Genomic DNA, 24,229 nt, shown 5'->3' on the forward strand with positions numbered 1-24,229 from the left:
CCCCTCTCGTCGAGCAAGCCGGGAAAGCTACATGGCGCGGCCGACCAGTCGACTTCGCATCCGTGCCATCAGGGTAACATTTGCTGATGCGGCAATACGGGGGGTCAATATTGCAGGCCGAATGACAGCCTTGGCCAACAAGTTTGCCCGCCTAGCTTGGCGCTTGATGATATCGGGCGGCGTGTACAAGCAGCCGGTAGCCCTCATGCCGACTTGATCTGAAATCGGCCCGCGAGCAGGTTGCTCGGCGGATTTCCCACGAACTTGCAGGACGCAGTAGATGGAAGGACCGATCGGTCGATACGCGCGAGCTTCCGAAGATTACACTGGCAACAAGAATGTCGCCCATGTGCTTGGAGCGCGCGTAGAGAACACCATCTCGGCCAGCGGGCTTTGTCCGCGCAAACAGGCCGGACATCTGATAGCAAGCGATCTGGCCAAAAGTCTGCTACAATCCTGACAAGTGGGGGGCCGTCCACATCTGCAATCTGTACTCAATCACTACGAACCAGGCCGCCATCATGGCGCTCTTCCGCGTCGTGAATCGATACATCGGCAACCTGCCGGCAATGCCGTCTGTCTTTCCCGACTACCCGGCGCCAGTTGTCCGCAGATCGGAAAACAGCGGACGCGAGCTCGCGATGATGCGCTGGGGCATGCCGCCACCACCACGTGTTGGAGGTCCGCCGGTGACGAACATTCGCAACACCTCATCGCCGCACTGGCGCGCTTGGCTCAGGCCGGAGCACCGCTGTTTGGTTCCTGCGAACAGTTTCTCAGAATATGCACCAGAGCCAAATCCGGCTACGGGCAAGAAGGACGTCGTCTGGTTCGCTCTCGCCGACGAGCGACCTCTGTTTGCCTTCGCGGGCGTCTGGACTACCTTCAACGGCGACCGCGGAACGAAGTCGAAGCCGATCCCAGGACCGCATCAGGTCTACGGCTTCCTGACTATGACGCCAAATGCCGTCGTCGAGCCGATCCACCCAAAGGCGATGCCGGTCATCCTGACCACCGAGGAGGAGCGCGACATCTGGATCCGCGCGCCGTGGGACGAGGCGAAGGCGCTGCAGCGGCCCTTGCCCGATAACGCCCTCAAGATAGTAGCCCGTGGCGAGTCGAAGGAAGATCAGGCCGCGGCATGAGCACGTCGAGATTCGTCCCTACGCCGGTCCGGAAGCGGCCGGCCGCCAGTTGGTCCAGCTCGCCGCGAGTACTGAGCCGGTTCAGGACGGCCGGATCCATATCGAGAAGATCAACGCGCCGTTCCTTTTCACGCTGAAGGGCAGCGCCGCTGAGTTTGGCGCCGGCATCAAGCATGCTGTCCAGCAACGCTGGTTAGAGCTGCACGAAAGCGGGACTTATGTGCGGCTTAAGACCGACCGTAAGGATCTGCTCGTGCAAAAAGAGTCCGCCAATTGAGGCAGCCCTTGCTGGCATGTTCGGCGAGCCCGGCCGCCGAGCCCCCGCATCTACAATAGGAACGGCTCGTCGAGGACTCGCATTGGCCTCGCCATCGGCACTCTGCTCAGGGAAGCTGACATGCAGAGGGAGCGTTGGATTGTAGCGGGAGCATTGTCCTCAATCGCTCTGATCGCGGGGATCTGTACGGCGGTCCTGACGAAATTCGCCGTTGACCCCAGAGCCGTGCCGAAATCGGATCCGTCTCTGCTTCTGGTCACGGAGAACAGCCCGTTATGCAAACGAGCGCTAGCCGCTGTAGATCGTGAAGCGTACGCGGCTGCCATCTTATTGATCGGAAGTTGATCAGAAGGGTCAGAACGGGAGCGCAGGAACCATCCCGAAGAGGCAGGATTTCCCTTCCAATCAAGGGAGAAAGTTCATGAACCGCAAAGTTTCAATTGCTCTTGCCATGACGCTGGCCTGTTCAACTCCTATCCTCGCCCAAGGCGGGGGCGGTGGGGCGGGTGGCGCCGCTGGTGCCGCCGGATCATCCGCCGCGAGTTCGGGAGCCGGGACCGGCACCTCTTCAAGCAGCGCCACCGCCGGTCCGTCTGCCCCGTCTGGCACAGGTACGCAAGACACGACTACGGGCGCAAACCGGAATACCAACACTCAACTCAACAATCCGAATGTTCAGCCACCGACCGCCAACAAAAGTCCGGCCGCTGCACAAGCCGACAGAAATGTAGGCGTCGGCCATGCAGCAAATGGTCAGCCCATAGGGACGCCTGGAACAGGAACGAGTGAAGAAGACCAGATGCGGCGGTAGGCACCCCCCGCTCCGGCGCGCTTCTGTCGAGGGCAGTCCTTAGCGCGTCGTGGGCCAGCAGGCGGGATCCAAGGTCCCGTGCCGCTCGGCAGTTCCACTTTCGAGCGCGCGGGGCTCTGGATTCGCAAATGCTGCGGCATCCCTATTTCGGCTCATGCGATGGCCTACGAGCTCTGTCTAGCGAGGGCAAGCAGGTCCCCTCAGGGCCGGACTGGATCCATGAAGTGAAGCACGACGTCTATCGGATGCTAGTCATCCGGGAAAACGAACGCGTGCGCTTCCTCTCGCGCAACGGCACCGACTTGGGCGACACGGTATCCCTGGATAGCAGAGCGGCGTTTGGCGTCGTCTTCGATCGTTCCGAACGATCGGCTGGACAAGGATTTTTACCTCGTCCTGGAAAACTTCCGGGGCGGCGCCGCCTTCCGGGAGACCGACGAGGGCATCGACCACGCCATCCTCATCAACGACCTGCTCTCCGGCCAGTACGACCAGGTGCTGAGGGTTGTTGCGTTCAATCCGGCCGAGGGCTGGTCGCGGGACGCCAGCGAGGACATTGCGCAGGAGCTAGAGCAACGTATCGCCTTGGAAGACCGCGAGATCTCCGAGGCGCTACGAGATTTCATTGAGGCTCAGCTCGGCCGCCGGATCGGCGTACAGATTCCCCTGCCGCTCTGAGGACTGCTCCTAGGAGGGCCGCCGCCTTCACTTGGCGGCCTTTGTCTGAGGTACGCTGGCTCAGCGCGTTGGCGCTTGCCGAAGCGTTCTTAGCCGAGCGCCGCAGAGGTCGACATGCTCGGAACCGAGCGCGTAGCCCGAGATATCTCCAAAAGACACACGCCAGAGTGTGTTCGGATAGCTTCCGGCGCACACCAAATGTGTCGTATCGGATGCATAGTTGACGCAGCGCTTTAGACACTGCCTCGCCAGCGCAGCTTGGCGATCGAGGCAGTTCAGGCCGGTTCTTTTGTCTTCGGCCCTCCCGAGGTCGTCTTCAAAAAAGCAATCCCGCGACTGCGCGTTTCCGGTCAACACGTTCACGCATTGAGCGGTCGCGTCGTCGACCTGCGCCTTGGTCGGCTTCACCAATGGGCACTCCGGGGGAATCTGAGCTGGGGCCACGTAAGTACGCGCTGGCCGGCGGGCGAGCACGGCGGCTCGGTGCTTGCGCACGGCGGACCGAGGTGACGGCCCTCGAGAATTTTCGCCGCAGGCGATAGGAATGCATCTGGTCCACAGCGGACCGCTGCTCACGCACTGATTGGCGTCTGGCGCGCAGCCAGCGGGGCAACAGGTTTGCGCAGACGCGGGCGATATCACCGCATACGCAAAAACCAGGATTGACACTTTGAGATGGCGCATGTTCCCCGCACCAGACAGCTAAGCGGCGCTCGACGTGTCCTTTTCAATCGCGCTCATTCCTTTTCTTCTTGTCATCTCCACCCCTGCCCGCCAAAGTCCGAGGAAGCGTTGTTACCGCCGCCACCTCCAGATCGGGAGCCTTCCTCTCCGGCATGCGCGACACAACGACCTCGATAAGGGCAGAGTCATCGCTGGCCGGGTTACGGCAGCAAACCTGCCACACATCTTCAAGAACTCCCGTCGGTCTTCGTCTTCCTCTATTGTGAGGCATCAAATCCCCTGGGGCTCAACTGCGACCTGTTTAAATTAAATTAGATTAAATAAATTAAAACCTGTTAATTATTTCAATCACAAAAAGTTACGTTCGCGGGCCGCGATGCCGAGCCGCTCGATCCGGTTGGCGCTGAAGTATATTGCGCCAACAACTCGGGGTCAGTCGCTAGCATGCTGTATAGAATTTCGGTTGCCGTGGCGTGGGCTTCTCTAGCCTTCATCACCTACGTAAGTTTGTCTCCATTGCACGAAAGGCCTCAAATGAGCAGTTCGGCCAACATCGAACACATCGCGGCCTTTGCGTTCCTAGGTTTCGCATTTTGTGCCGCGTACCGGGACCGGATGACGCTGGTGTGCAGCGTCGTTCTTGGTAGCGCAGTGGTGCTGGAATTGTTGCAAAAGCTGACGCCAGATCGCCATGCCAGATTGCTGGATGAGTCCGAAAAGGTCGTTGGCGGGTTGCTCGGGATTTTGCTCGCCAGCATGGCTTTACGCCTGCTCCAGCGCTGGACGGCGTCTGACGTCTAACGGTGCTTGCGGGTTGCCGCGTACATGAGGCGTTGCGGGCCAGCGGACGCGCTGGGCGGTGCAGAGCGCGTCTGGACGATGGGGGATTTGATTGACGCTGTGCTGCCGCTGGAGCCGAACAAGCCGGTTCGGGTAACTCGCAACTCGGCGGCGCGAAGGCTTAGCCAGCCCGCGCGATATGTTTGTCGCTTGGCTGGCTTTCCGAGCCAGAATCTCGCGATGCCGGGGGGCTGGTGCACCGCCCGGCTAAACTCATTCACGATTTCGCGCACGGGCGCAAAGAAGAGATGAGCCGAATCCTTCACCTCGGCGACTAGCTTCGCGAGATCGGCCCCGAATGTTTCTGGCGGCCTGCCGCATGGGCCTCGGGGCCTGGTTTCCAAGCATCGCGATCGACCGTACCGTGGCGGCCGGCAGAAGCACTGGATCAAGGTGAAGAACCGGACACATCCAGCCATCGAAGGGGAGCTATGACAGGAACTGAGAGCCCTGACGCCAATTGGAGTCTTGCTAGCTTCCACTGAAGCTGGCGGAGAGGCCCCGGCCGGCCCTCAAGAGCCCCCGTGAAGCCGGGGCTGTCTCTCCGCTCATTCGGCACAAAGCCGCCAACTCAGGCGGCCTCAAAAGCTCCCGTTTTGTCCAAGGTTAGACGCAGCTCGGCCGCGCGCTCCTCACGGTCCTCTTTGCGGAACTCATTCTCGCGGCCTCGAACTCCGCAAGCTCCTTTTGAGCTGCATCCATTATGCGCGCCCGTCCGGGGACTAGTTGAGTTCGTTCCATCATAGTCCACCCCGCCACTTTGCCCTAGCCGGAAGGCTTGGGCTGCGAAAGGTTCGCTGTCGCGGGATTACGGATTAATGACGGCGCAGAAGCACAAAAGCAGAAGCACAAAAAAGCGCTGCCAGGCTCGAAATATTTGTCCCGACAGCGCTCTATTTTCTAACTGAGCTCTGAAGGTAGGCAATGCTCATGCCATAGGTTTGTGTCATCGCAGAACATCCACGAAATCAGAACAAGGGCCCGCCAGCGTGAACCGGCGCGCCGTGCCTCACCCATCCATGACATGATGGGTAGTTCAGGGAAGAGGCCGCGGCGGCCTTGCGAGAACCGACCCATCGCCAAACGCGCGTTCGAACGATGGGCCGTCCCGGGTGGATGTCGCGACCCTTGGTGTATCGCGCCACAGACCAAAATCTTAATCCTCGGGGTCAGAGAGTCGTTCCTCTGTACTCCCGTGTGGTTTGGTAGCCGCCAACTGGGGCAGCTTTAGTGCACGCGGACGTGCTCGATCTCAAAGCGAAGCACCAGCCGGAGTACTGGTCCCAAATCGTCCCGCACCTCTATTGAGAGCGTGCGGATCACGGAACCCGGCAGAAACGTCCTTGGCGAGGTCCGCCATTGATCTGGACGCCTCAAGCTTCACCTCGTCCAACGTGGCGATCTCCACTCCGACATCGTCCGGAATGAAGGTCTCGTTGTCGCGGGTATCGAAGAAGTATCGGGGCATGATGAGGGGACGCCTTACTCCTCGTCCTCGGTCCAGGTCTGCTCGCCACACTCGCATCGAAAAATGCGTACCGTGCCGCCAGTTTGGGTATTCAGGAACTTTTGCACGTTTTGGACCAGCGGCGCACCGTCGATACTTGATCTGAGTGACGTCTGGAATGGTGATGCTTGCGCCGGCTGAGCCGCCATAAATATACCGGGAACGGAAAGTAGCCCATTGCTAAAATCAATCTAAGCCGCTGAGGTCGTAAACAGGCCAGTGCCCGAAAGCCCTAAAAGACATTCCGAAAAACGAAACAAAGGCTCGGCTGCGTAGACCGGCGGGCCGCTCGTTACTGCCCAGATCGAGCTGCTCCAGTCCATCCTCGATCACTCGGAGGTGTTTAAGTAAAGCATCTCGAGAGTGAGTCGGGTGGACGCTTGATGTGGACCGTAGCCGCCGAAGCACAGCGACAACCATGCGCTCTTGTTGCACACTGCTCGGGCGGCAGCGAAAACAAGCTCCTCTACTCCGATAGCAGAGCGAATGAGCAAAAAGGCGTGGACATTATCGATACTCGACGCGGCCCGTGAACCAGATGAACTACCCAAAGCGCAAACGCCAGTTGAGTGCAGCGGGAGCCGGGCGGCTCCGCCAGCATTCCTTGCTAATCCAACGCGCGCTGATACGAGCTAGCCAGGCCTCGGCGATCTAGCCCAAATACGACACGTCCTTCGCGCGCGAGGCCAGCTCGGCTTCGATCTTGTCGATCTCGGCTTGGTTTCCCGCGATGAAGGCAGCAAGTTCATCGCGTGACATCTCCGACAGCGATTTCTGGGAAGACTGCGTCTCCTTGCGCGCGGGCGCGATGTGCCCTGCCCGGTCCAATACCTTGATCGAAAGGTCAGCTCGGACACGGGCACTCACGCTCGCATCCTGGAGCAGTGACTTCGCGACCCGATAAGCTAGTGGTGCGCCAACTACTGCAAGATCGAGCTGGATGGATTCTGAAATTGCAGCGGCGACCGCCGGCAGTCGCATTGTCTTGTATACCGACTTGGGATGGTATCCGGCGAGTTCAGCGGCCTCCTCGGGGCGCCTTCCTTCATTGACGATAAGACGCACCAATGTGCGCTGTTGCTCAGATAGATCATAGGCGGCTATTGAAGGCACCTTATCCTCTTAATTTTCACGGGCGGCATTGGCGGCCGCTATCAGCCGACGCAGCGGGACGCTGTTGAAAGCGGCGTTCTGATTCTTGAGCGGCCGCTCCAGGAGATACGCCGCGATGTCCGGATTGAACCAGGCCGCCTGCACGATCTGGTCGGCGCTTTCTCGGCTATTCGGAAGCAGCTCGAGCATCAACTTGAACCGCTTGATGAGCCCGCCGCCGGCGAGGTCGCCCTTAAAGTGGCGCACAGCCAATTGCGCCCAACCGGGGATTCCCATCTTCTCGGCGGTGTCGCTGCCAACAGTCGCTCGCTTCTCGACTTCCTTGAAGTACGACAGGATCTTATGAGCCTGCCTGAGATTGTTCATCTCTTCGGGCGAATAGACCTTCGCGAGAATTTGCTCATTATCCTTGAACTCCCGCGCCAACCGCGCGAAGTGCACCTCGAGCGTATCGCCTACTTGGCGGGTGCCTTGGACCTTGTCCGCCAGAACTTCGGACACAGCAGCCTTCCAGCCGCGGGCCGCCTGCTCGTCCTTGCCGATGACGTCCTGGATTTCTTTCAATTTTGCGTCGGCGCCGTATTTGCTGCCGAGAAGCTTCTTCGCGACGTCGCGTGGGTCCTCTCGCAGCAAAGTGCCGACGGCTGAGCGATCAATCTCGGCTTCGGTGGCCTTGCGGTTCGCGCGTGCCGCCTCAAGGTCCGCCTTGGTTTGTGCCGACAGCTGCTCTCCGCGGCGCGCAGTCACGACAATGTCGTCGAACTCGCCCCGCGCCGCGGGGAATTGCGCTAGGATATCCGAATAATTTCGCGCCCACGCGTTGGCACGGATCGAGTTCACCGTACCATCGGCATTGAGCGCCGACTTGGCGAAGTCGGAGCGCAAGTAGTCCCGAAGCGCGGCGTGAGCGTCCGGCGCCGCCGGCGAGTTCTCCACCGCTCGGGCCAAGCTAGCCGCCTTCTCTGGCGTAGCCATGAAGCGGTCGGCGGTCGCGCTGGGCGGCGTAGCACCGCGATTGAGCTCGCCGTCGGCGTTCTGGCCGCCGCGGTCGAGCTCGCGGGTGAAGCGCGCGGTTTCGTCGTTTCGCTCGGGGCGGAATCGCTCGGCGAACTGCTGGTAGTTGGCGTTTGCCTCGGAGTAACCGGGGGCGTCTTCGATCGTACGATTGACGGCGCGCCGGAGCGCGGACAGGTTGTCGGCCAGATCGAAGTTGCCGGAGCGCTGCGCGCGTTCGATAGCGGGACCGATGAACTTGCGTAGATCGGCCAGATCGCCGCCGAGCGCCGTACCGGGACCGCCGAGGTTCTCGCCGGTCTCGGGGTCGATGCGCGGCCGCAGCGCGTCGAGGCGCCGCATGAAATCTTCCGGCAGCGTACCGGGCGCGAGATCGTTGGCCTGGCCGCGGATGCGATCGATCGCGCCGAAGACGTCGTCGGCCGGGAGTTCATGCGCCCGGCCGGGAGCGTTGTCGAATAGCCGGTTCTTCTCGGTGCGCGCGGGGATGTACGTCCTGTCGACGAGGGCCTCGTCCAGACGACGGGAGGCATTCGCCTTGACCTCACTGTTGCCGAGCGCCCCGAACGGCTGCCCCTGATCCACACGGATTCTATCAACAGATCTGTTCGCGTCTTCCCTCTGGAGGATCTCGTTCTCCGCCGCACCAATTCGCTCATGTCGAGCCCGCGCGGCGCGGCGCATGACTGAGCCGAGGTCGGCCTCCGGGTCACGCATGGCTTCGACACGCTCAGCTGCTGCGGCTTTTACGTTCTGGTCGCGCTGGATGAAGTCCGGCGCGGACTTGAGACGCGCTCCCTGCTCTGCGGCAATCAGACCAGGATCGCCCGACAACAAGCCGGACGTCGGCATGGCCGAGGTCTGCAACGGCGAGGCGCCTTCCTCCGCCGGCCGCGCCAATGCCGCCGCGTTCTCGCGGATGTCTTGCGCCAGCGCGCGCGGCGCACCGGACGCGGCGGCCTGGATCTTCGCAGCCGCGCGATCGACATCGGCGACGCTGTACGGCGCTCGCGTGTTCGGATTGAGCGGGATCGGCGCGGGAGCAGAGCTGAAAGATCTCGCCGCAATATTCCTGATTGCGCCGGCAATGCCTTCGGCGGTGCCCTGAATGGAGTTCGCTCCAACGGCCCCGACCAGCGGCGCGACAATGTTCGCCACCTGCTTCGGTATTGTGTCCCCAACCACGGCGTGCTCTGGCACGTAATCGTCTGCGGCGTTCACCGCTACGCCGGATCCCATGCCCCCGATCGTGTCGCCAACAAGCGTCCGCCCCGGCGCTTCGGTGTATGGCCGCGATAGATGATCCAGCACACGTCCGACAGTTGTATCAGCCCGCGTTGTCGCAGCAGCGACGCTCGGAGCTCGAGCGGCCAGCATGGAGCCGACACCGACGGCTTGAGTGCCGAACCGGTTGACGTCGTAGGCGAGCTTCTCGCTGCGCGACATCGTGGCGGGATCGATAGTCGGCAGGCCAACCGCGTCGACGGCCTTCTCGACCAGCTTGGACGCCGGCGTGGCCATCGGGATGTTTGTGCCGAACAGCTTGTTGATGCCGCCGACAGCGGCGTTCTGCGCGCCGGCCACGAGGTCAAACGGACCCGTGACGATGTCAGTGAGCCCCTTGCCGACGCCTTGGGCACCAACCTGGAAGTCGCGCACGGCGCCGCCGACGCTGCTCGGCAGCACCGACGCGGGGCGTTCGATCGGCTTTGGCGCTTCGGGAGTGACGTAGAGCCGACCTTGCTGCGCGGCGTTGGCCGCACCGACGCCGGGAGTGGGCGCAGGCGCCGCGACAGCCGGAGGCGGCACGGTGGCGAGCGCGCGCTGAATGTCCGCCGGCGTGAAGTCGTCGGGGAATTCGTGCTGTTGGCCTTCGAACTCGATGACCTGGGCCATTTTGCTCCTCGCCTACCTCGCTAGGGTTGCACCTGGCCACCGGTCGACGTCGTTCCTGCGGTTGATCCTGGAAGTGTCGTCCCGTTCAGTTTCAGGACAGCATTTCCGTTCAGGTCGTACTTCTTCGCTGTAACGGCCGACCCCGTGTAGGTCGAAGTCGTGAGCATCTTGCCGCCGAGTTCAGCGTAGAGCCACGCGGTGAAAGTCGCAGCTACGGAAATGTTGACCGCGGCGCCAAACAGATTCAGCTCTCCGCCTTGCATGGTGATGTGATACGCGCCGGAGCCGGACACCGTGTAGGAGCCGCTCCCGTAATTGAAGTAGCCACCTTGGACGACGCTGATGTGCGTGCCGCCCGGAAAAAATCCCCCGTATTCCATGTTGAACGCTTCAATAAATCCAAACTTCCCTGCGACCAAGCCAACCCTGTTAGAGCCGTTCGCAAGAAGCTTGAAACCGTCGACCAGGACGAAACCGTTATCATGGACCACCAGCGCGCCGCCTCCCCCGTCAGTCACCCAATTGGTCAACGCCGGGTTTGAGGGTGTCCCTTGCAAATAGATGCCGGCAGTCGCCCCCACCGTGCTGGTGATGACTACATTCTCAGTAAACGTCTCACCGGCCGCCGGCCCCTTGAGCATGATATTGCGCTTGGGCGAGTAGACATTTCTGAGCGCGGTATCGACCGCATTCTGAATTGTCTTGAACGCGCCTGCGCCGGTCCCGAGACCGTCGTTGTTCGTGTCCGAACCATTGGTGTGATCGAAGTTGAACGTTACAAACGTGCCAGGTGTCCACACGCCGGGGTCGACCGTTGTGATCCAAGCGCCAGATACAACTTGGAGCGAACCGTACTGCAGCGGCCACAAAATTCCGCTCCCGGTGCCGAAGCCACTCGGAAAGCCGGATAGCCGTTTGCCTCGGTTAGCATCGCCGTTTTTGATCCCGACGGAAAATCCTTCGGGCAGTGTCGATGCTGCTGGCAGCGTCAGCGTAAAAAGTCCCGTCGAGCCGGTGCCGGCTTGAATTGTGGCCCCCCAGTCGTTCACGTTGATTGCGTAGTCGGAGGTGACAACCTTCGGCGCAGTGAAAGATGAAGGTCCGGTTGGCCCTTGCGGGCCAACCGGCCCCTGTGGGCCTGTCGGCCCTGGAGGCCCTCGAACGCCCTGCGGGCCTTGCGGCCCGGCTGGGCCTGATGCGATGTTGGCCACAAACTGCCAATAACCCGCGGCCAAATCGGTGTTAAAAACTCCTGAAGTGTGCGTCATGAGGCAACGGTACAGACTTGCGCCGGAGATGACGCTGTTGCCGGCGATATATGCCTTCGACGCCACCCACGCATCTGCCGGAGCGATCCCAGCGCTCTGCAACGCCGGGGAGAGCTGATCGTAGCCAACGGCCCCGTTCATGATGGCGCCGTCCGCGCGAACTGAGACCTTCAGGAAGTCGACGATCTCGCCTACCGAATCCAAGACAGCGTTGAGGTCCGCGTGGACCCTGTCGGCCGGCAAAGGACGGTTGGGATTGCCATTCTGGTACGAAACGTAATCGTATTGGCGCGCGTACTTTGTGGGGTAGCTCATGTCGCCGACGGGGTGAGAGGAAGTGCGCGGGATTGCGCGGGTGGGTGCCGTCGGCGAAGCGGCGTTGCGTCCGTGGGATGAAGTGTAACTCAGAAACTCTTTTTGAAAAGTGAAAGGTTGTCACGCCGCGCGAGCGTTGCATTGCGGGTCGAGCAGCACTACGAACTACCGACCCCGCAAATTCATTGGTGAGCAAATGTTTCCCACTCGTTTGGCAGAAGTCTCCGCGTCTGAAGTGCTCGCGGTCATTCAGAACGAAGCGGCCGAGACGCTGGATTTTGAACTCAAGCGCGCGCTTCCCACCAAGAAAGGCGGTGCCGATCCTTGGATGATTGGCGGGAAACTTGGTGACGAGGCGAAAGACGAACTGACCGCGGAAATCATCGCCTTTGCGAACACCGTCGGCGGCACCCTTATCGTCGGCGTCGACGAGGACACCGCAACAAAACGCGCGAAGCCGCCGCTGTTTCCCATTCCGCGCTGCAAAGAAGCCGCGGCCCGATTGCATCAAGCGATCAGCGATCGGATAGAGCCAAAGCTCCCCGTCTTCGAGTGCGAAGGGGTCGTGACCGAGACGGACGGCACGAGCGGCATCATCATTATGCGGACGCTCGAATCATACCTCGCTCCGCACCGACACTCGCAAAACAATCACTGCTATGTTCGGCGGAACGACCGTGCCGAACCCATGAGCATGCTTGAAATCCAGGAGATGACGCGGCAGAAGGCGCGCTCTGCCGCAGACGCAGGCCAAGCGTTCAAAGATAGCGCTGATCGATTCTTCTCGTGGCTACCCAACGAGCACCAGCGCGTTCATCCTTACAACGGATTGCAGGGAGTATATCAAGCGGGAGGAGATAGCCGCGCGTGGATTAGCATTTGGGCCTTGCGCGTCACCGCTCGTCCGCTCGCGCCGTTCTTGCTCGCAGACCTCTTGAAACAGCCCTGGCTAACCCAGATAGGCGCAAGCGCGTTTGTTGGTAACGGTCAGATTAGGCAGCTCATGTGGCGAAATCTCAAAACAATCCGCGCCTGGGCGCCTCGGCTTAGGGCGGTCGAACGCGATCTGGAGGGCACCAATTGTTTTGGGAAGGACCGCGTGACGAGCGAAGGGCTTATTGAACGCTTTATCTGGCAGAAACGGATCGAGAGCCCCAAGCCGCGTGTAGATTTCCTTGATATCACTGAGTTGCTTTGGAACGTTGCGTGCGTAATCCACGCTGCTCAGGTAATCCGCAAAGCAACTGCTCGTCCGACGCAGCAATTTGCTCTCGAAATCGAGCTGATGAACTCAGATCCCCTTCACGTTCACGGGTATACGAACGCTCCTAGCGCCACGATACCTGCAGGTACCGTCCTGTTCCCACGATATGAAGTCGGAGAAGCGCAGGACCTCGATGAATTGATTCTGACAGTCGACAAAGACGTGTGGAATCTCGGCGGCCAACATCCAGCGTGGGAGCTCGGTGTCAATTGGCCTCCGTAACTTAGGCTTACCGCTCGATACCCTCGGCTTCTCAAGAATCACAAAATTAGCGGAGCGGCTTTGCGAACTTTGGGCGCGAGGCCGGGGGCTCCCCCCGAGGGGTGGGAGTCGGGCCCGGCGGTGGTGGGTGGCCGCATCTGCCGACGACGACGCCCGCTCTCCCGTGTCAACAGCGCTAGTCCCTCATCGATCGTATCAGCCAGTCGCCGCATCATGATGCGGCCTTCCGCCGTCAAGCGGTCGCCCTGCTCTAGCGCGGCTTGGCGGGATCGCTCGAGGTTGCGCTTTGCGCGGACGCCTTGCGCTGTAAGTGGGGGGCATGTCTCGAGCTCAACTACCGCGGCGTCGTAATCTGCATCAGTGCGAGCGGCCATGACTCGGTTGAGCGCGATCACCGCGGGGTCTCTTGCCGGCGTGGCTTTCTTTTTCACGCGAATGCCTCCTTTGCGACAGACTGAGTCTAGCTAAGTTGCTGGCGCCGCTCAAATGTTCGAGTCGCAAAAGCCTTGCAGCACAGTGGTTTTTTGTATGGTGATACGCGGTATTAAGTCGACAAAAGAACGGTTTTTCCGGAATGAAAATCGAGCGCGTTCAAACGCTAACGTGTCGGCTTTTACGTGTTAGACTTTTCCAGACAAAATATTCGTTGCTGAATTTTTAAACGAGCGCATCCTGATCGCGGGTCGAAAGCCCAAACATCAGCCGATAGCCAATCCGGTCAGCGGCGATCACAAATCTTGTCCAGGGGCCGCGCGCGTATGTCCAGGGCGCACGCCCAAAGGTGCGCGGGGCCGTCTGATGTCGGTCATTTCGCCCCTGGACTGCCGTCTTGCTCGAAAGGCAAAACATCATGCGCAACTCGACCGCCCTCCGCACCTCGCGCCCCTCGACTGATCTTGGCGCCCTCCTCGCTCGCCGCGGGACCAATCTAATTCTGGCCATTGAGGACGGAAACGCGCTGGTCCGGTGTCATGTGAGCTCCGCGATCGCTGCAGCGATGCTAGCGCTCCTCAAAGGCAAGGCCGCCGGTCAATTCCGTGACTTGCCTTGCAACCTGGTTGAGATCGATGCTGCGGTGACCTTGCCGATGGCGCTGCGAATGATGGAAGCTAAGGCAGCAATGGAGAACACGCTGCATTGAAAACGACGTTGGCGGGCGGTGACAATGCCGCCCGACTGGTCCAAGATCCGCGCTCGTGCTTCCCCGGTGCTTCCCCGAGGGTCGCGCGGGCGCAATCAGCTTGGAAAGGAGAGAAGAATGTCGCCGCAGTTTCAGCGGGTTAGTTGGTCGGGGCAGCTGGATTCGAACCAACGACCTGCAGTACCCAAAACTGCCGCGCTACCAGGCTGCGCTATACCCCGAATATCCGGCGCGCCCCGTCGATACACGCTTCCCGGCTCGCCAGCAAGGCGCCAATGACGCCGATCCGGGGCGCCTATTTGCTGCCGAACAGCGGGTGGGCGACCCGGTCGCCAGGACGGATGCCGTATTTCTGCGCCGTTCCCGCCACCACCTCCAGCACCGCCCGGGCGGGGCCCTGAGACGAGATGATCTTGGTCGAGAGCGGCTCGGTGTTCTCGGCGATGCGCAGGATGCGGCCGTCGGCGCGGATGAAGATCATGTCGAGCGAGACGTAGGTGTTCTTCATCCACATCGAAACTTCCTGCTCGGGATTGAAGTCGAACAGCATGCCTTTGCCGTCGGCCAGTTCCTTGCGATACATCAGGCCGGTCTGCTTCTCCTGCTCGGTCGTCGCCATCTCGACCGAGAACACCTGCACGCCGCTTCTGGTGACGATCTCGAGCGGCTGGAAACTCGCGGCGCGGACGGATCCGATTGCGGCGACCATGCCGGCAACGACGAGGATGACGGCAAGCCAGCCCTTCACAACGGACCAGACGGCCTTTCGATCAGAATTCATGGGAGTACTCGAGGCGTGGGACTGGAACAGTCCTTACGCAACGGTCGCCGGAAAAGCCAGAGGCGCGCCGGTCGGCCGGTGCGCCTCTGCTCACGATTGCGGGAATTGGTGCCTTTAGTGCGACTGCAAGCCCGGCGAGCCGGTCTCGGGATGGATTTCGGCCGCCATCATGCCCTTGGAGCCGGGCCCGAACCGAACCAGCACATATTGGCCGGGGCGCAGTTCAGTCATGCCGAATCGGCGCAGCGTCTCCATGTGCACGAAGATGTCGGGCGTGCCCTCGCCGCAGGTGAGGAAGCCGAAGCCGCGCAGCCGGTTGAACCATTTGACCTGAGCCCGCTCCAGGCCGCTGGTCGGGGTGACCGTGACGTGGGTGCGCGGCGGCAGCATCTGCGCCGGATGGATCGCGGTGGATTCGTCCATCGAGACCACGCGGAATGCCTGATAGCCCTTGGCGCGCTGGATGCACTCGACGACGATGCGGGCGCCCTCGTAAGCGGTCTGAAAGCCGTCGCGCCTCAGCACGGTGACGTGCAGGAGCACGTCGGGCCAACCATTGTCGGGAACGATGAAGCCATAGCCCTTTGAGGCGTCGAACCATTTGATGACGCCGTGAACCTCGACCAGATTGCCGCTGCCCTCACCCAGTCCGGTGAAGGGGCTGAGCGCGCTGTCGCGACCGCCACCGTGCTCGCCCACGGGAACTCCAACCTTCTTGGACTCAAATCCGTCCGACGACCCCATAACCCCGGACCCCACACTGCCATGCAACCCGCCACATTGGCGGCGCTCGAATCACGCGTCTTAAGAGAATGTTCTCAATTCGACGCGACGCGAATCTTTCGACTCAAAAGATAACACTCCCGGTTGCGAGGCATAGACAAAAAAGAGATTCGCCGGGACCTATGAACAGCTTGCACAGCCGCGAATCAAATTGATGCCTCAATTCCCGGCAAAGGGCCCGAGCGTTTCGCCGATGTCGTGATGGATCACGAGGTCGGCGATGTCGTCCTGCTCGGTCGGCTCGCGGTTGATGATCACCAGACGTGCGCCGGCGTCCTTGGCCAACATCGGAAAGCCTGCCGCTGGCCACACCACCAGCGAGGAACCGATTGCGATGAAGAGGTCGCAGGCCTGCGACAGCGCGGTTGCCCGCTGCATTTCGTCCTCGGGCATCATCTGGCCGAACGAGATCGTGGCGGTCTTCACCGGCTCGTCGCACGTGGTGCAGTTGGGCGCAGCGCCCTCCGCGTCGAATCGGCGCTTCACCCAGTCGAGCTGGTAGACCTTGCCGCACCCGAGGCAGCGCGCATAAGTAGTATTTCCGTGAAGTTCAATCACGTGCTCGGCCGCCACCCCCGAGGCCTGGTGCAGATTGTCGATATTCTGGGTGATGATCGCGGGAACCTTGCCGGCGCGATAGAGCGAGGCCAGCGCTCGGTGGCCGCGGCCCGGCTTTGCAGCTGCGAAGACCTGCTCCATCGCAAAGCGGCGACGCCAGGATTCGTCGCGCGCCTCTTGGCTCGCCACGAACTCGTCGAACGGGATCGGACGGTTGCGCATCCACAGTCCGCCCGGCGAGCGGAAGTCGGGGATGCCGCATTCGGTCGAGATGCCGGCGCCGGTGAACGGCACGATTCGCTTCGCTTCGGCGATCATCTCGCCGAGCCGTTCGACGCCGCTGCGAAGATCCAATGCAATCAATCGCTGCTCCCGATGTGTTTGCGCTAGCTGCAAGGCGCACAAGCGGCAAGATTGTTGACGCTCTTGTCCAACATGATGAAAAAGAGCGAAGAGAAACAGAGTAGGCAACTCCTGCCGCCCCTCGCATATCACAATCCTGCAATGCCTCCTCCCAATTGACGCCCCATTCGAGAGCCCCAATGGATGTGTTGAATCCGACTCACGACGCAATGCGGCGGCAGCGCTCGAGGTCAGTCGAAAACACAGGTTCAGGTGCGAACAGAGGGGATGGACATGACCGAAGATGAAGAACGCAAAGCCCGCGAACGCGATGAGATCGCCGCCCGTGTTGCCGCCTTCCGCGCCACCCAGGAGAAGTTCAAGCGCGAGCGCGAGGAATATTTCGTGTCGACGCTCGATAATGCCCGCAAGGCGGAGCGTCCCTCGCTCTGGCCGTAGAGCGTGACATCAGGCGAACGAAAAAAAGCCCGGAGCCTTGCTCCGGGCTTTTCGCTTGTCAGTCGCTACCAGTGGCGCCAGTGGTGGTGCCGATAGTACGGTCCGCCGCCGTAATAGGCGTAAGGACCCGGTCCGTAATAGTAGCCCGGCCGTCGTAATAGCCGTAACCCGGACCGTAATAGCCGTACGGATGCGATGCCGCGACAGCGCCCGCCGTGATTGCGCCGGCGGCAAGGCCGAATGCGAGGCCCGGCCCGATACCGCGGCCACGCGCCTCGGCAGGCGCAGGCGCCGCGACCGCGGTTACGCCGACGGCTGCGACGGTGGCCAGAACTGCCAATGTCTTCCTCATAATCTCCTCCTTCGCGCGTCTCGCGGAGATAACGGCGAGGGCCTGCGATGGTTGCGGCAATGCGGAACCGCAAGCCGTCCAAAAAATAGCGAGCCAGCAGGAACGAACGCTGCCTGCGCGGATTAACTCTGCAAGTGCGGAAGCCTCCACCATCCGGTTGAGGCGACAGCACGAAGACCCCGCCAGCATCCTCCGCGATGCTGGCGGGGTTTTTAGTTTCACGGGAGAGATGGCAGCAGAGGTGAGCTTCTGCCAGCGGGGCGGACGATCGAGGAGGAGAGATGCCCATATCCGCTTTGCTGGCCCGTATCCGCCGGCTCGTGCCCAAATCCGACGATCAGCACTACGAGGAGATCGTCCGCAGCTTCGGGGTCGGCACGCTGCGCCCGCCGGCGAAGCCAATGAGCGACCGCGAACTGGCGCAGGCCATCGCCGAGTTCCTCAAGGAACGGCCGTCGAGCGAGTCCGTTGCGGCCCTCGGCCGAAGGCTCGATCCCTCGTCCGGCCTCTGAACGGCGTAACTTCCTGTGTGCACGGAACAACATTTTCGCGCACACGTTGAGTCGTCTTCAGGCAGATGAGGCCCGACATGCCCGTGTGGCTCGAAGTCTTGCTCAACCTGTCCGGCTATGCCGGTTTCGTCGCGCTTGCAACGCGCGGCGGCATGTTCCGGGATACGTCCGCGGACGATCGGATTTACGGCGAGAAGCGCTAGTTCGCGTGCGGCGCCTGCCCTGCCGTGCGCATCAGCCGATCCGCCTTGACCGCGACACGCGTGTCCTCGACCTGCGGCCGCAGCGAAAAGCTGATGGCCACGAAAGCGAGACAGAAGAGCGTGCCGACGATGGCGACGCGCCGGTAGGTGTGGCGGTCGCCTTGATGAAAGAACGGCTCCGAAAATGGTGTCATGACAAAATGGCTTCTGGACAAAGGCGTTTCTTGCAAACTCGCAAGGTCGTTTCTTGATTGTCGTTGCCAGACACCTATCCCAAGTAGCGGCGAGTGCAACGCGATTGGGCTTTTAACCTAACCGAATAGGGTTATTTGCTTTCCCCCAAGCTTTCGTTAGGCGCTGCGCCGCGATCTTGGTGCGCCGCTTCTGCATCGCGCGGAAGGTCCGCGCTGTCACGGCCCGCTACTCCCGACCTCCTTTGTTCCAGCTTCGACTCCTTTTCGTTCGCAAAGAACGAATCGGAATCCGGGAAATCGGCGCGGAGCAACCGTTAATGGGCGGTGAGGAGGCGCGCGGCGAACGTCCGATCACGTAAGGTCGGTCGCTGCGGCACCGATAGCTTGCCTTGGCGTGGCTGCGAGTGGCGGACGCACCGGACGACCGCTGCGCAGCCCCGCCGTGACGGACGTGTCCCGCATCGACACAGAAGGCGTGGCTTGTTCTGCATCCGACTCCATTTCGTTCGCAAAGAACGAATCAGAATCGGAAAATCAGCGGGGCGCGAATCCTAACGATCCGTGAAAGCGTGCGCCGTCACGTCTTCGGCGCACGAGCCCTTGGCGGGAGAATTTTCGGCGGTAAGAATTTCGAGACGACGGCGAACACGATGACGATCTCACGGCACGGCTCGCATCGAAAGCTGTTGGGTGAGTTCGCCGTCATCGGCTTGGCGCATTGCGGGCATGTCATGCTGCGGGAACGCTGACGTCACAGGTTCGTTCCGTCACGTTGGCTTCCAAGGGCAATCAGCGATGGCGTTCGCTGATCCAATCACGCCGCCCGCTTCGCCTTGCCCTTCTCCGAAAAGCATTCGAGGATTTGGATGCGGAGCTCTTCTGCGGCCGGGCCATCGAGCTTTCTGAGCTCGTTCCAGAGCCTGATCACTTCGCGCTGTTTCTCGACGGTCATGAATCACCTCCAAGAGAAGATGACCAACTAGAACAAAATGAGAACAGAAAGTCCAGTCCTCCCCGAAATTCCACAGGGCGTGGCGGCTTGAACCTGCTCCGCGCTGTGCAGACCAAGGAGGCTCTGGATTTCAGCGCCTTGTCATACGGCAGCGCCGCCTGACGAACATATCCCGTCCTCGCGGCGCGGTTGCTATTTGGATTTTCAACCTTACGTTACAAGCGCAAGCGGCCAGGCGCTGAAATCCCAACGCCGTCAGCCAAGAGAGCCCCGTGCGAACGCGCGGGGCTTTTCTTTTCAGCCGCGGCTGGGCGGCAGGCCACCGCCGTGAGGACGAGTTTTCCTCTGTCGCATTGTCCGGCCGAATTCGATGGCGCCGGCGCCCTGGTGCGACGCGGCGCTAGGTCCCGGAGTTCCCGCGCCACGTGCGGGACTTGCGCGAGGCGCCGATGATCTGCCAGTTCTGTGAGAGCGAAATCCCGATCGGTCTTTCGGTGTGCCCGCTTGCGGCAAACCGCAGGGCGCGCCGGGACAAAACAGTCGGCGCTCCCTGGGGCTTCTCCTGATCGTCGTGGTGATGTTCGGCGTTGCCGTCGCCGAGCACCACTTTTTCTTCAGCGGTTGACCCGTCGTGATTCTTCGCGAACCATCTCCGGTCTTAGACGGCGTCCTTGGCCACCTTCAGCGGCGAGGCCTTGACCGACTTGCTCGCCGGCTTTGCCGCAAACTGCATCGGCTCCTTGGTGAAGGGATTGATGCCCATCCTGGCTTCGGTCGCCGGCTTGTTCACCACCGACATCTTGACGAAGCCGGGAATGACGAACTCGCCGGACTCGTTGAGCTCCTTGTAGCCGACCGTCGCCATGTATTCGATCACCGACTTCACGTCGTTCTTTGACAGCTGCGTGCCTTCCGCAATTGCATCGATCAATTGGGTCTTCGTCATCTTCGCCATGTTCTGAATTCCTTTAAAGGGGTGCGCGCGAATAACTCTGCTGTGGACGCGGCCGGACCCGCGGAGGCGCGCTTCTGATTCATGCCAGAGGTCATGAAGTGACGGGCTTAGAGCCTATCGAGGCTCAAAACGCAAGCAGGGGCTCTCTGGGGTTCCCGACGTCCGGTGAACGGTGTCACGGCATGTGCCGGTACTTGTTGAACCATTTGCCCCCTGGCGCGTCTTACTCTTGAAGTCCCTAAGCTTCACCCCACCAGAAAGCCCCGCTTCCCCCAGGCGGGGTTTTCGCTGTTGGGTGCCTGTTAGGACGCCGCGGCTGCTATATGGTCGAGAGGTTTCTGGTGGGGGGCTCATGAAGATCGCTATCGTCATCGCCGGCTTGATCATTGTTGCAATCGCCGCCCTCGTAGCCATCCAGCCGAGCTTTTTGAAGCCTGCGTCATTGGCCCTCGTGAAAAAATCCGACATCTTCGGCTTCTCGCCCGGGATGACATTCGACGAGACAAGCAAGCTCGTCAGTCAACGTCGCTATCTGTGCCGCCAGATCCGCGGTTCGTATACCCTCGAATGCGACATCAATGGCGCCAAGGTCACGGTCCATAGCGACGAGGCCCACGTCAGGCGTCCGGTCTGGCGTGTCCATGCGGAGTTGACTAATCCGCGGCCGCAGGACGTCGCCGTCAAATCGATCTCCGACCAGTTCAACGCCCAGCCAGCCAAGGACCGCGAGGGCTGGATATGGATCGTCGGCCGTGGCCTCAAGCTGAGCTATGACGGCCTCGCCTTGAAGCTCGTCGACGAGAGCGCGGAGGCCCGGCTTCGCAAAGACGAAGCCAAGCGCTAGATCCGGAAAAGTGTGCAGCGGTTTTCCGAAAAGATCATGCTCAAACAATAACCTAAAGCGCGATGACGTTCATCCTGATTCATCGCGCACTTTAGAGAGCACTGCGGGTCACCTCATCGTGAAACTTGTGACTCGGCACACCTTGTTGAGACTTCGGTAACCTAACGCCTCCAATCTCGCATCAGTATCGTTGCGTTGGAGTATCCCACAGTGCTGGATTTTAACGAGCTGCGTGAACTCGCAGCTGACGTGCGTATTTTCGTCGATGTCGCCGAGGACAAGGCCGAAGCGCTGCGAGCCGTCATCGCAGCCTATGACGTCGTGCTGGCGATCTTCCCCTCTGGAGACGGCATGGGCCTCCACGTCGTCAAAGGCAAAGAGATCCTGGACAAGATCGCAAACTCGCGGAGCCATGCGATGTACAACCACACGGCCATCGCGGTTCCTGATCTCGAGCACGCAGAAGTGCTCAAATACCTGACGGTCTCCGTCGAGCAACGGATCGCAGCCTGAAGTAGGACGGTCGTGGTTGAATCGGTATGAGCCGAGGTTCACCTCTCCCGTAGTTGCCGAAGGTGTTCGGCCGGCATGTTTGCCCGGCGATGCAAAGCATTCTCCGGAGCCGCCCGCGCCAGCGGCGTCCTCACCATGACGGTCTGATATCTCGCCACAAAGCGACCTGAGGCCCGCCGGAAGCGGGCGTCTCGAAGGACGGGCTCCGGGCGAGTTATCGCTACGTTTCTTGACCTGCAATAGGCCTTGCCCGCTGGGGAGAGGTGAACCCTCGAACGAGCGAGCGAAGCCGATTTCGCTACGAGCCGCATGGTTCTTCAGCAGCGCGCACCGTCACCGTTGAAGCACCTTGCAGCAAGCTTAGGAGGAAGCCAGCATGAGAGCTGCAAGATGGGGTTCTCTTTTGGAAGCATTTCCTGCATAATGCTGCATGGCAAAAATAAAAGTTACTTTCAAAACCGTCCGGATCTCAGAGAACGACTGGAAGATACTGGCAGACTACCCCAACAGCGAACAGCGCGAAATCAGCGGATTCACCAGCAAGGCGGATGCCGACGACTGGATCAACGGCGACCGCAAGATCGCCTGGCTCCGCTCTCAGGGTTACGCCAAGTGACGCACTAGCTCGATCGCATCGCCCTCGGCTTCACGCGGGCGGCCTTGGTCCTCCAAGGCTGCAACGACCCGCCTTCGGTTCATAGCAGCACCTAGGAACGCGTTGCTACTTGATGAACTCCGTCATCGGCTTGCCCTTGTCGACGACAAAGACGTTCAGCATCTTCAACGGCCTGTCACCGCCGATCTTGAATCCGGCGTGAGGCACATCGCGCGCGTTTATGATCGCAGCCCCTGTGGGCAACTCGCGATGACTTCCATCCGGCAAATCGAGCGTAGCGCCTTGCAGCACGTAGACGATTTCCTCACCGGGATGGATGTGCTTGGCCAGCGACTCACCGGGAGGCACTTCGACGACCACCACGACGACGTCCATGTCCTTTCCGGTGAGATCACCTCTCTTCAATTCCGTTCTGGAAATCGACGTTTGAGAACTCGCAGAGCCGATCAAGCAAGCGGTAGCAAGTATGGAAAGGGCCAGTCGCATTGCAAACCTCCCTCGCAATATAGCTGTGAAAATTGGCATCCTGCATCATGCGCGTCCATGGCGCAAAGACACGGTCTCGGCCCGGCGCCGCCAACTGAGTGCACTGTCCTCGTAAGTCGTCGCCCATTTCCTGAGTTGCTCACGGACTGTCCTTGGCCTTCCGGCTCTCGCCAATTGAAACCGGCTTGTTCAGGAAATACTCGCGGTTACCTGTCGCTGCTTCCGCATACTGGTCGATGGCCACGATGATGGCCTGGACGTGCGGATAGCACCACCCCTCCCGCGTCGCCTTTCGGCGAACATCCTCGAGCGCGGTCAGGAAGGGCGAGAGCCCTTGCTCGTCGTCGAACCAACGCCTGCTCACCACGTTCTCCCGCCAAGCACCCTGCCCTTGGTTGGCGCGGCTGCGCACTCTTCAGCGCGTCCCGCTGGGCACAGAGACTTTCAACCTTCGCCTCCATCCGCGACAGCAGGGCTTCGGCCGATGCCGTCCCGAGACCAGCCCGCTGTAGCTGGAGGATTTCCTTCCTCTGCCTCCCCGTCTGGATGCGCATCCGTTCGATCTCCCGCCTGACAGCGTCCAGGTCCGGCATGTTCAACCCCGCAATTTGAATATGGCTCATGAGAACAAAAACGGAACGAAGAGTCGAGTCAGACGTTGGACGAAAAAGGAGACGTGTGATGGCCGACAACACCCAGAAGGACCCGAAAGACTGGGTTTCCGGGGATGACCCGATGACAGGAGCCCAGGAATCCTACCTCAAGACGCTCGCCGAGCAGGCCCATCAGAACCTGCCTGAGGAAGAGCTGACCAAGGCCGAGGCCTCCGAGCTGATCGACAAGATGCGGCAAAAGGCCGGGCTGGAGGAGTGACCCCCATGATTGTGGGAACCCGGGGTCGTGTGTATGCAAGCGAAATCGGGAATCGAAATGCCTTATTTCGTTTGCGCCCGCGACGGTGTCGGGCAGATCATATTGAACAGGGACACCAGGGAAGCGGCCGAGAAGAAGGCCGCCGAGCTCCGTGACGTCGGCTACTTCGAAGTCGAGATCATCGCGAAAGCGGCCGAGAAGGCCGCCTGAGCAACTGGTGTCGCATTGCGCGCCCTGGCGGAGGTGCTCCTCCGCCTGCGCCGCACTTGTTGGGTCGCCCCTGCCCAGAACGGATGCAAGCGTGCGAGTGCGCGGCGGCCCTGCCGTCCATGGGGAATGGACGACCGCTGCTCGCTTTGGCTAGGCTGATCCAAATTCTGGAGGAGCCAAGATGCCGTACTTCACATCCAAGCAGGACCAGGCGCAACGCATTTGCAAGGTGCTGGCCGACGTGTTCTGCGCGATTTTGCTCGCGACCTTCTCGATTGTGTTCTTCGGACTGCTCGGCGGCATTGCCGCCTTCGTTGTAGTTGAGGCCGGCCTACTTGCGATTGATTGGCTCTTGCCGAACGAGGACGATGCGGCAGGCGTAGTTCGCTAGTGGACTTTCCCGTGGTGGCTCCATGCCGAA

Annotated in this window: 28 protein-coding genes, 1 tRNA gene and 1 pseudogene; 16 read left to right on the forward strand and 14 right to left on the reverse strand. The window is 60.8% G+C overall.

Annotated features, from left to right (window positions below):
* Positions 1-479 precede the first annotated feature (479 nt).
* The 3 genes from IVA96_RS12535 to IVA96_RS12545 all read left to right on the forward strand — a co-directional run bounded on the left by IVA96_RS12535 (position 480) and on the right by IVA96_RS12545 (position 2,911).
* Entirely contained in the window at positions 480-1,145 is a 666-nt protein-coding gene (locus IVA96_RS12535) for an SOS response-associated peptidase family protein (protein WP_247417776.1), read from the forward strand.
* Between the two features lie 49 nt (positions 1,146-1,194).
* Positions 1,195-1,422 (forward strand): hypothetical protein, encoded by a 228-nt coding sequence (locus IVA96_RS12540; protein WP_249816505.1) that lies wholly within the window; start codon positions 1,195-1,197, stop codon positions 1,420-1,422.
* 1,150 nt (positions 1,423-2,572) lie between these two features.
* Positions 2,573-2,911 carry a hypothetical protein gene (locus IVA96_RS12545; protein ID WP_247417482.1) on the forward strand — a complete coding sequence of 113 codons (339 nt, stop codon included), beginning with the start codon at positions 2,573-2,575 and terminating at the stop codon, positions 2,909-2,911.
* A gap of 60 nt (positions 2,912-2,971) precedes the next feature.
* Here IVA96_RS12545 and IVA96_RS12550 read toward each other — a convergent pair whose 3' ends face one another.
* On the reverse strand, positions 2,972-3,322 hold the full coding sequence (locus IVA96_RS12550; protein WP_247417484.1) for a hypothetical protein: 351 nt from the start codon (positions 3,320-3,322) through the stop codon (positions 2,972-2,974).
* 807 nt (positions 3,323-4,129) lie between these two features.
* Here IVA96_RS12550 and IVA96_RS12555 point away from each other — a divergent pair.
* Positions 4,130-4,396, forward strand: a complete 267-nt coding sequence (locus IVA96_RS12555; RefSeq protein ID WP_247417485.1) for a hypothetical protein — start codon at positions 4,130-4,132, stop codon at positions 4,394-4,396.
* A 2,197-nt stretch (positions 4,397-6,593) separates the two neighbouring features.
* On the opposite strand, the gene IVA96_RS35585 is transcribed toward IVA96_RS12555, so the two are convergent.
* Both IVA96_RS35585 and IVA96_RS12565 read right to left on the reverse strand, forming a co-directional pair.
* The gene (locus IVA96_RS35585) at positions 6,594-7,055 is read right to left on the reverse strand and encodes a DUF1192 family protein (protein ID WP_247417486.1); all 462 of its coding nucleotides are present in this window, start codon (positions 7,053-7,055) and stop codon (positions 6,594-6,596) included.
* A 9-nt stretch (positions 7,056-7,064) separates the two neighbouring features.
* Positions 7,065-9,290 carry a hypothetical protein gene (locus tag IVA96_RS12565; RefSeq protein WP_247417489.1) on the reverse strand — a complete coding sequence of 742 codons (2,226 nt, stop codon included), beginning with the start codon at positions 9,288-9,290 and terminating at the stop codon, positions 7,065-7,067.
* A gap of 78 nt (positions 9,291-9,368) precedes the next feature.
* Between IVA96_RS12565 and IVA96_RS12570 the strand changes: the two genes are divergently transcribed.
* A complete protein-coding gene (locus tag IVA96_RS12570) occupies positions 9,369-9,989 on the forward strand; it encodes a hypothetical protein (RefSeq protein WP_247417491.1) in 621 nt (206 codons plus the stop codon).
* On the opposite strand, the gene IVA96_RS35710 is transcribed toward IVA96_RS12570, so the two are convergent.
* A complete protein-coding gene (locus tag IVA96_RS35710; protein ID WP_275975207.1) occupies positions 9,986-11,548 on the reverse strand; it encodes a hypothetical protein in 1,563 nt (520 codons plus the stop codon). The two genes, IVA96_RS12570 and IVA96_RS35710, sit on opposite strands and share 4 nt — an antisense overlap.
* A gap of 196 nt (positions 11,549-11,744) precedes the next feature.
* Between IVA96_RS35710 and IVA96_RS12580 the strand changes: the two genes are divergently transcribed.
* Both IVA96_RS12580 and IVA96_RS12585 read left to right on the forward strand, forming a co-directional pair.
* Positions 11,745-13,034, forward strand: coding sequence for an ATP-binding protein (locus IVA96_RS12580; protein ID WP_247417493.1), 1,290 nt, complete (start codon positions 11,745-11,747; stop codon positions 13,032-13,034).
* Positions 13,035-13,884: 850 nt separating this feature from the next.
* The gene (locus IVA96_RS12585) at positions 13,885-14,175 is read left to right on the forward strand and encodes a hypothetical protein (RefSeq protein WP_247417494.1); all 291 of its coding nucleotides are present in this window, start codon (positions 13,885-13,887) and stop codon (positions 14,173-14,175) included.
* Between the two features lie 144 nt (positions 14,176-14,319).
* Here the strand turns inward: IVA96_RS12585 and IVA96_RS12590 are convergent.
* The 4 genes from IVA96_RS12590 to IVA96_RS12605 all read right to left on the reverse strand — a co-directional run bounded on the left by IVA96_RS12590 (position 14,320) and on the right by IVA96_RS12605 (position 16,660).
* A tRNA-Pro gene (locus IVA96_RS12590) sits at positions 14,320-14,396 on the reverse strand.
* Positions 14,397-14,470: 74 nt separating this feature from the next.
* Positions 14,471-14,956: a DUF192 domain-containing protein gene (locus tag IVA96_RS12595; RefSeq protein WP_247281024.1), complete on the reverse strand. Its 486-nt coding sequence runs from the start codon at positions 14,954-14,956 to the stop codon at positions 14,471-14,473.
* Between the two features lie 114 nt (positions 14,957-15,070).
* Complete coding sequence (locus IVA96_RS12600; protein ID WP_247281023.1) at positions 15,071-15,700, reverse strand: cold-shock protein; 630 nt, start codon at positions 15,698-15,700, stop codon at positions 15,071-15,073.
* A 198-nt stretch (positions 15,701-15,898) separates the two neighbouring features.
* Positions 15,899-16,660, reverse strand: coding sequence for an NAD-dependent protein deacetylase (locus tag IVA96_RS12605; RefSeq protein WP_247417497.1), 762 nt, complete (start codon positions 16,658-16,660; stop codon positions 15,899-15,901).
* Between the two features lie 273 nt (positions 16,661-16,933).
* Between IVA96_RS12605 and IVA96_RS12610 the strand changes: the two genes are divergently transcribed.
* Positions 16,934-17,098, forward strand: coding sequence for a hypothetical protein (locus IVA96_RS12610; protein ID WP_247281021.1), 165 nt, complete (start codon positions 16,934-16,936; stop codon positions 17,096-17,098).
* Between the two features lie 65 nt (positions 17,099-17,163).
* On the opposite strand, the pseudogene IVA96_RS12615 reads toward IVA96_RS12610, so the two are convergent.
* A pseudogene (locus tag IVA96_RS12615) lies at positions 17,164-17,450 on the reverse strand (hypothetical protein).
* 281 nt (positions 17,451-17,731) lie between these two features.
* On the opposite strand from IVA96_RS12615, the gene IVA96_RS12620 reads away from it, so the two are divergent.
* Positions 17,732-17,962: a hypothetical protein gene (locus IVA96_RS12620; protein ID WP_247281019.1), complete on the forward strand. Its 231-nt coding sequence runs from the start codon at positions 17,732-17,734 to the stop codon at positions 17,960-17,962.
* 77 nt (positions 17,963-18,039) lie between these two features.
* The gene (locus IVA96_RS35590; RefSeq protein ID WP_256465478.1) at positions 18,040-18,165 is read left to right on the forward strand and encodes a hypothetical protein; all 126 of its coding nucleotides are present in this window, start codon (positions 18,040-18,042) and stop codon (positions 18,163-18,165) included.
* On the opposite strand, the gene IVA96_RS12625 is transcribed toward IVA96_RS35590, so the two are convergent.
* From IVA96_RS12625 to IVA96_RS12635, 3 genes are all read right to left on the reverse strand, one after another.
* On the reverse strand, positions 18,162-18,359 hold the full coding sequence (locus IVA96_RS12625) for a hypothetical protein (RefSeq protein WP_247417501.1): 198 nt from the start codon (positions 18,357-18,359) through the stop codon (positions 18,162-18,164). The two genes, IVA96_RS35590 and IVA96_RS12625, sit on opposite strands and share 4 nt — an antisense overlap.
* Positions 18,360-19,173: 814 nt before the next feature.
* Positions 19,174-19,311 carry a hypothetical protein gene (locus IVA96_RS12630; RefSeq protein WP_247281017.1) on the reverse strand — a complete coding sequence of 46 codons (138 nt, stop codon included), beginning with the start codon at positions 19,309-19,311 and terminating at the stop codon, positions 19,174-19,176.
* Positions 19,312-19,969: 658 nt separating this feature from the next.
* On the reverse strand, positions 19,970-20,266 hold the full coding sequence (locus IVA96_RS12635; RefSeq protein WP_008558895.1) for an HU family DNA-binding protein: 297 nt from the start codon (positions 20,264-20,266) through the stop codon (positions 19,970-19,972).
* Between the two features lie 352 nt (positions 20,267-20,618).
* On the opposite strand from IVA96_RS12635, the gene IVA96_RS12640 reads away from it, so the two are divergent.
* The 3 genes from IVA96_RS12640 to IVA96_RS12650 all read left to right on the forward strand — a co-directional run bounded on the left by IVA96_RS12640 (position 20,619) and on the right by IVA96_RS12650 (position 22,239).
* Entirely contained in the window at positions 20,619-21,110 is a 492-nt protein-coding gene (locus tag IVA96_RS12640; protein ID WP_247417505.1) for a hypothetical protein, read from the forward strand.
* Positions 21,111-21,320: 210 nt separating this feature from the next.
* Positions 21,321-21,623, forward strand: coding sequence for a hypothetical protein (locus tag IVA96_RS12645; RefSeq protein WP_247417507.1), 303 nt, complete (start codon positions 21,321-21,323; stop codon positions 21,621-21,623).
* Positions 21,624-22,053: 430 nt separating this feature from the next.
* Positions 22,054-22,239 carry a hypothetical protein gene (locus IVA96_RS12650; protein ID WP_247281013.1) on the forward strand — a complete coding sequence of 62 codons (186 nt, stop codon included), beginning with the start codon at positions 22,054-22,056 and terminating at the stop codon, positions 22,237-22,239.
* A 105-nt stretch (positions 22,240-22,344) separates the two neighbouring features.
* Here the strand turns inward: IVA96_RS12650 and IVA96_RS12655 are convergent, their stop codons facing one another.
* The gene (locus IVA96_RS12655; protein WP_247417510.1) at positions 22,345-22,614 is read right to left on the reverse strand and encodes a cupin domain-containing protein; all 270 of its coding nucleotides are present in this window, start codon (positions 22,612-22,614) and stop codon (positions 22,345-22,347) included.
* Positions 22,615-22,864: 250 nt separating this feature from the next.
* Positions 22,865-23,089, reverse strand: a complete 225-nt coding sequence (locus IVA96_RS12660; RefSeq protein WP_247281011.1) for a hypothetical protein — start codon at positions 23,087-23,089, stop codon at positions 22,865-22,867.
* Positions 23,090-23,406: 317 nt separating this feature from the next.
* Here IVA96_RS12660 and IVA96_RS12665 point away from each other — a divergent pair, with 317 nt between their 5' ends.
* The 3 genes from IVA96_RS12665 to IVA96_RS12675 all read left to right on the forward strand — a co-directional run bounded on the left by IVA96_RS12665 (position 23,407) and on the right by IVA96_RS12675 (position 24,199).
* On the forward strand, positions 23,407-23,598 hold the full coding sequence (locus IVA96_RS12665) for a DUF3072 domain-containing protein (RefSeq protein ID WP_247417513.1): 192 nt from the start codon (positions 23,407-23,409) through the stop codon (positions 23,596-23,598).
* 57 nt (positions 23,599-23,655) lie between these two features.
* Positions 23,656-23,808 (forward strand): hypothetical protein, encoded by a 153-nt coding sequence (locus tag IVA96_RS12670; protein WP_247417516.1) that lies wholly within the window; start codon positions 23,656-23,658, stop codon positions 23,806-23,808.
* Between the two features lie 181 nt (positions 23,809-23,989).
* Positions 23,990-24,199 carry a hypothetical protein gene (locus tag IVA96_RS12675; RefSeq protein ID WP_247281007.1) on the forward strand — a complete coding sequence of 70 codons (210 nt, stop codon included), beginning with the start codon at positions 23,990-23,992 and terminating at the stop codon, positions 24,197-24,199.
* Positions 24,200-24,229: the final 30 nt, after the last annotated feature.

Source organism: Bradyrhizobium sp. 159 (assembly GCF_023073795.1).
Lineage (GTDB): Bacteria > Pseudomonadota > Alphaproteobacteria > Rhizobiales > Xanthobacteraceae > Bradyrhizobium.

Bases quoted from the DNA above. Each gene is read 5' to 3' on its own strand.
- IVA96_RS12610 (WP_247281021.1), top strand. From the start codon at position 16,934: ATGACCGAAGATGAAGAACGCAAAGCCCGCGAACGCGATGAGATCGCC.
- IVA96_RS12655 (WP_247417510.1), bottom strand. From the start codon at position 22,614: ATGGACGTCGTCGTGGTGGTCGTCGAAGTGCCTCCCGGTGAGTCGCTG.
- IVA96_RS12670 (WP_247417516.1), top strand. From the start codon at position 23,656: ATGCCTTATTTCGTTTGCGCCCGCGACGGTGTCGGGCAGATCATATTG.
- IVA96_RS12630 (WP_247281017.1), bottom strand. From the start codon at position 19,311: ATGACCGTCGAGAAACAGCGCGAAGTGATCAGGCTCTGGAACGAGCTC.
- IVA96_RS12620 (WP_247281019.1), top strand. From the start codon at position 17,732: ATGCCCATATCCGCTTTGCTGGCCCGTATCCGCCGGCTCGTGCCCAAA.
- IVA96_RS12635 (WP_008558895.1), bottom strand. From the start codon at position 20,266: ATGGCGAAGATGACGAAGACCCAATTGATCGATGCAATTGCGGAAGGC.
- IVA96_RS12595 (WP_247281024.1), bottom strand. From the start codon at position 14,956: ATGAATTCTGATCGAAAGGCCGTCTGGTCCGTTGTGAAGGGCTGGCTT.
- IVA96_RS12650 (WP_247281013.1), top strand. From the start codon at position 22,054: ATGGCAAAAATAAAAGTTACTTTCAAAACCGTCCGGATCTCAGAGAAC.
- IVA96_RS12580 (WP_247417493.1), top strand. From the start codon at position 11,745: ATGTTTCCCACTCGTTTGGCAGAAGTCTCCGCGTCTGAAGTGCTCGCG.
- IVA96_RS12570 (WP_247417491.1), top strand. From the start codon at position 9,369: ATGATCCAGCACACGTCCGACAGTTGTATCAGCCCGCGTTGTCGCAGC.
- IVA96_RS12555 (WP_247417485.1), top strand. From the start codon at position 4,130: ATGAGCAGTTCGGCCAACATCGAACACATCGCGGCCTTTGCGTTCCTA.
- IVA96_RS35710 (WP_275975207.1), bottom strand. From the start codon at position 11,548: ATGAGCTACCCCACAAAGTACGCGCGCCAATACGATTACGTTTCGTAC.
- IVA96_RS12600 (WP_247281023.1), bottom strand. From the start codon at position 15,700: ATGGGGTCGTCGGACGGATTTGAGTCCAAGAAGGTTGGAGTTCCCGTG.
- IVA96_RS12585 (WP_247417494.1), top strand. From the start codon at position 13,885: ATGCGCAACTCGACCGCCCTCCGCACCTCGCGCCCCTCGACTGATCTT.
- IVA96_RS12665 (WP_247417513.1), top strand. From the start codon at position 23,407: ATGGCCGACAACACCCAGAAGGACCCGAAAGACTGGGTTTCCGGGGAT.
- IVA96_RS35590 (WP_256465478.1), top strand. From the start codon at position 18,040: ATGCCCGTGTGGCTCGAAGTCTTGCTCAACCTGTCCGGCTATGCCGGT.
- IVA96_RS12640 (WP_247417505.1), top strand. From the start codon at position 20,619: ATGAAGATCGCTATCGTCATCGCCGGCTTGATCATTGTTGCAATCGCC.
- IVA96_RS12625 (WP_247417501.1), bottom strand. From the start codon at position 18,359: ATGACACCATTTTCGGAGCCGTTCTTTCATCAAGGCGACCGCCACACC.
- IVA96_RS12675 (WP_247281007.1), top strand. From the start codon at position 23,990: ATGCCGTACTTCACATCCAAGCAGGACCAGGCGCAACGCATTTGCAAG.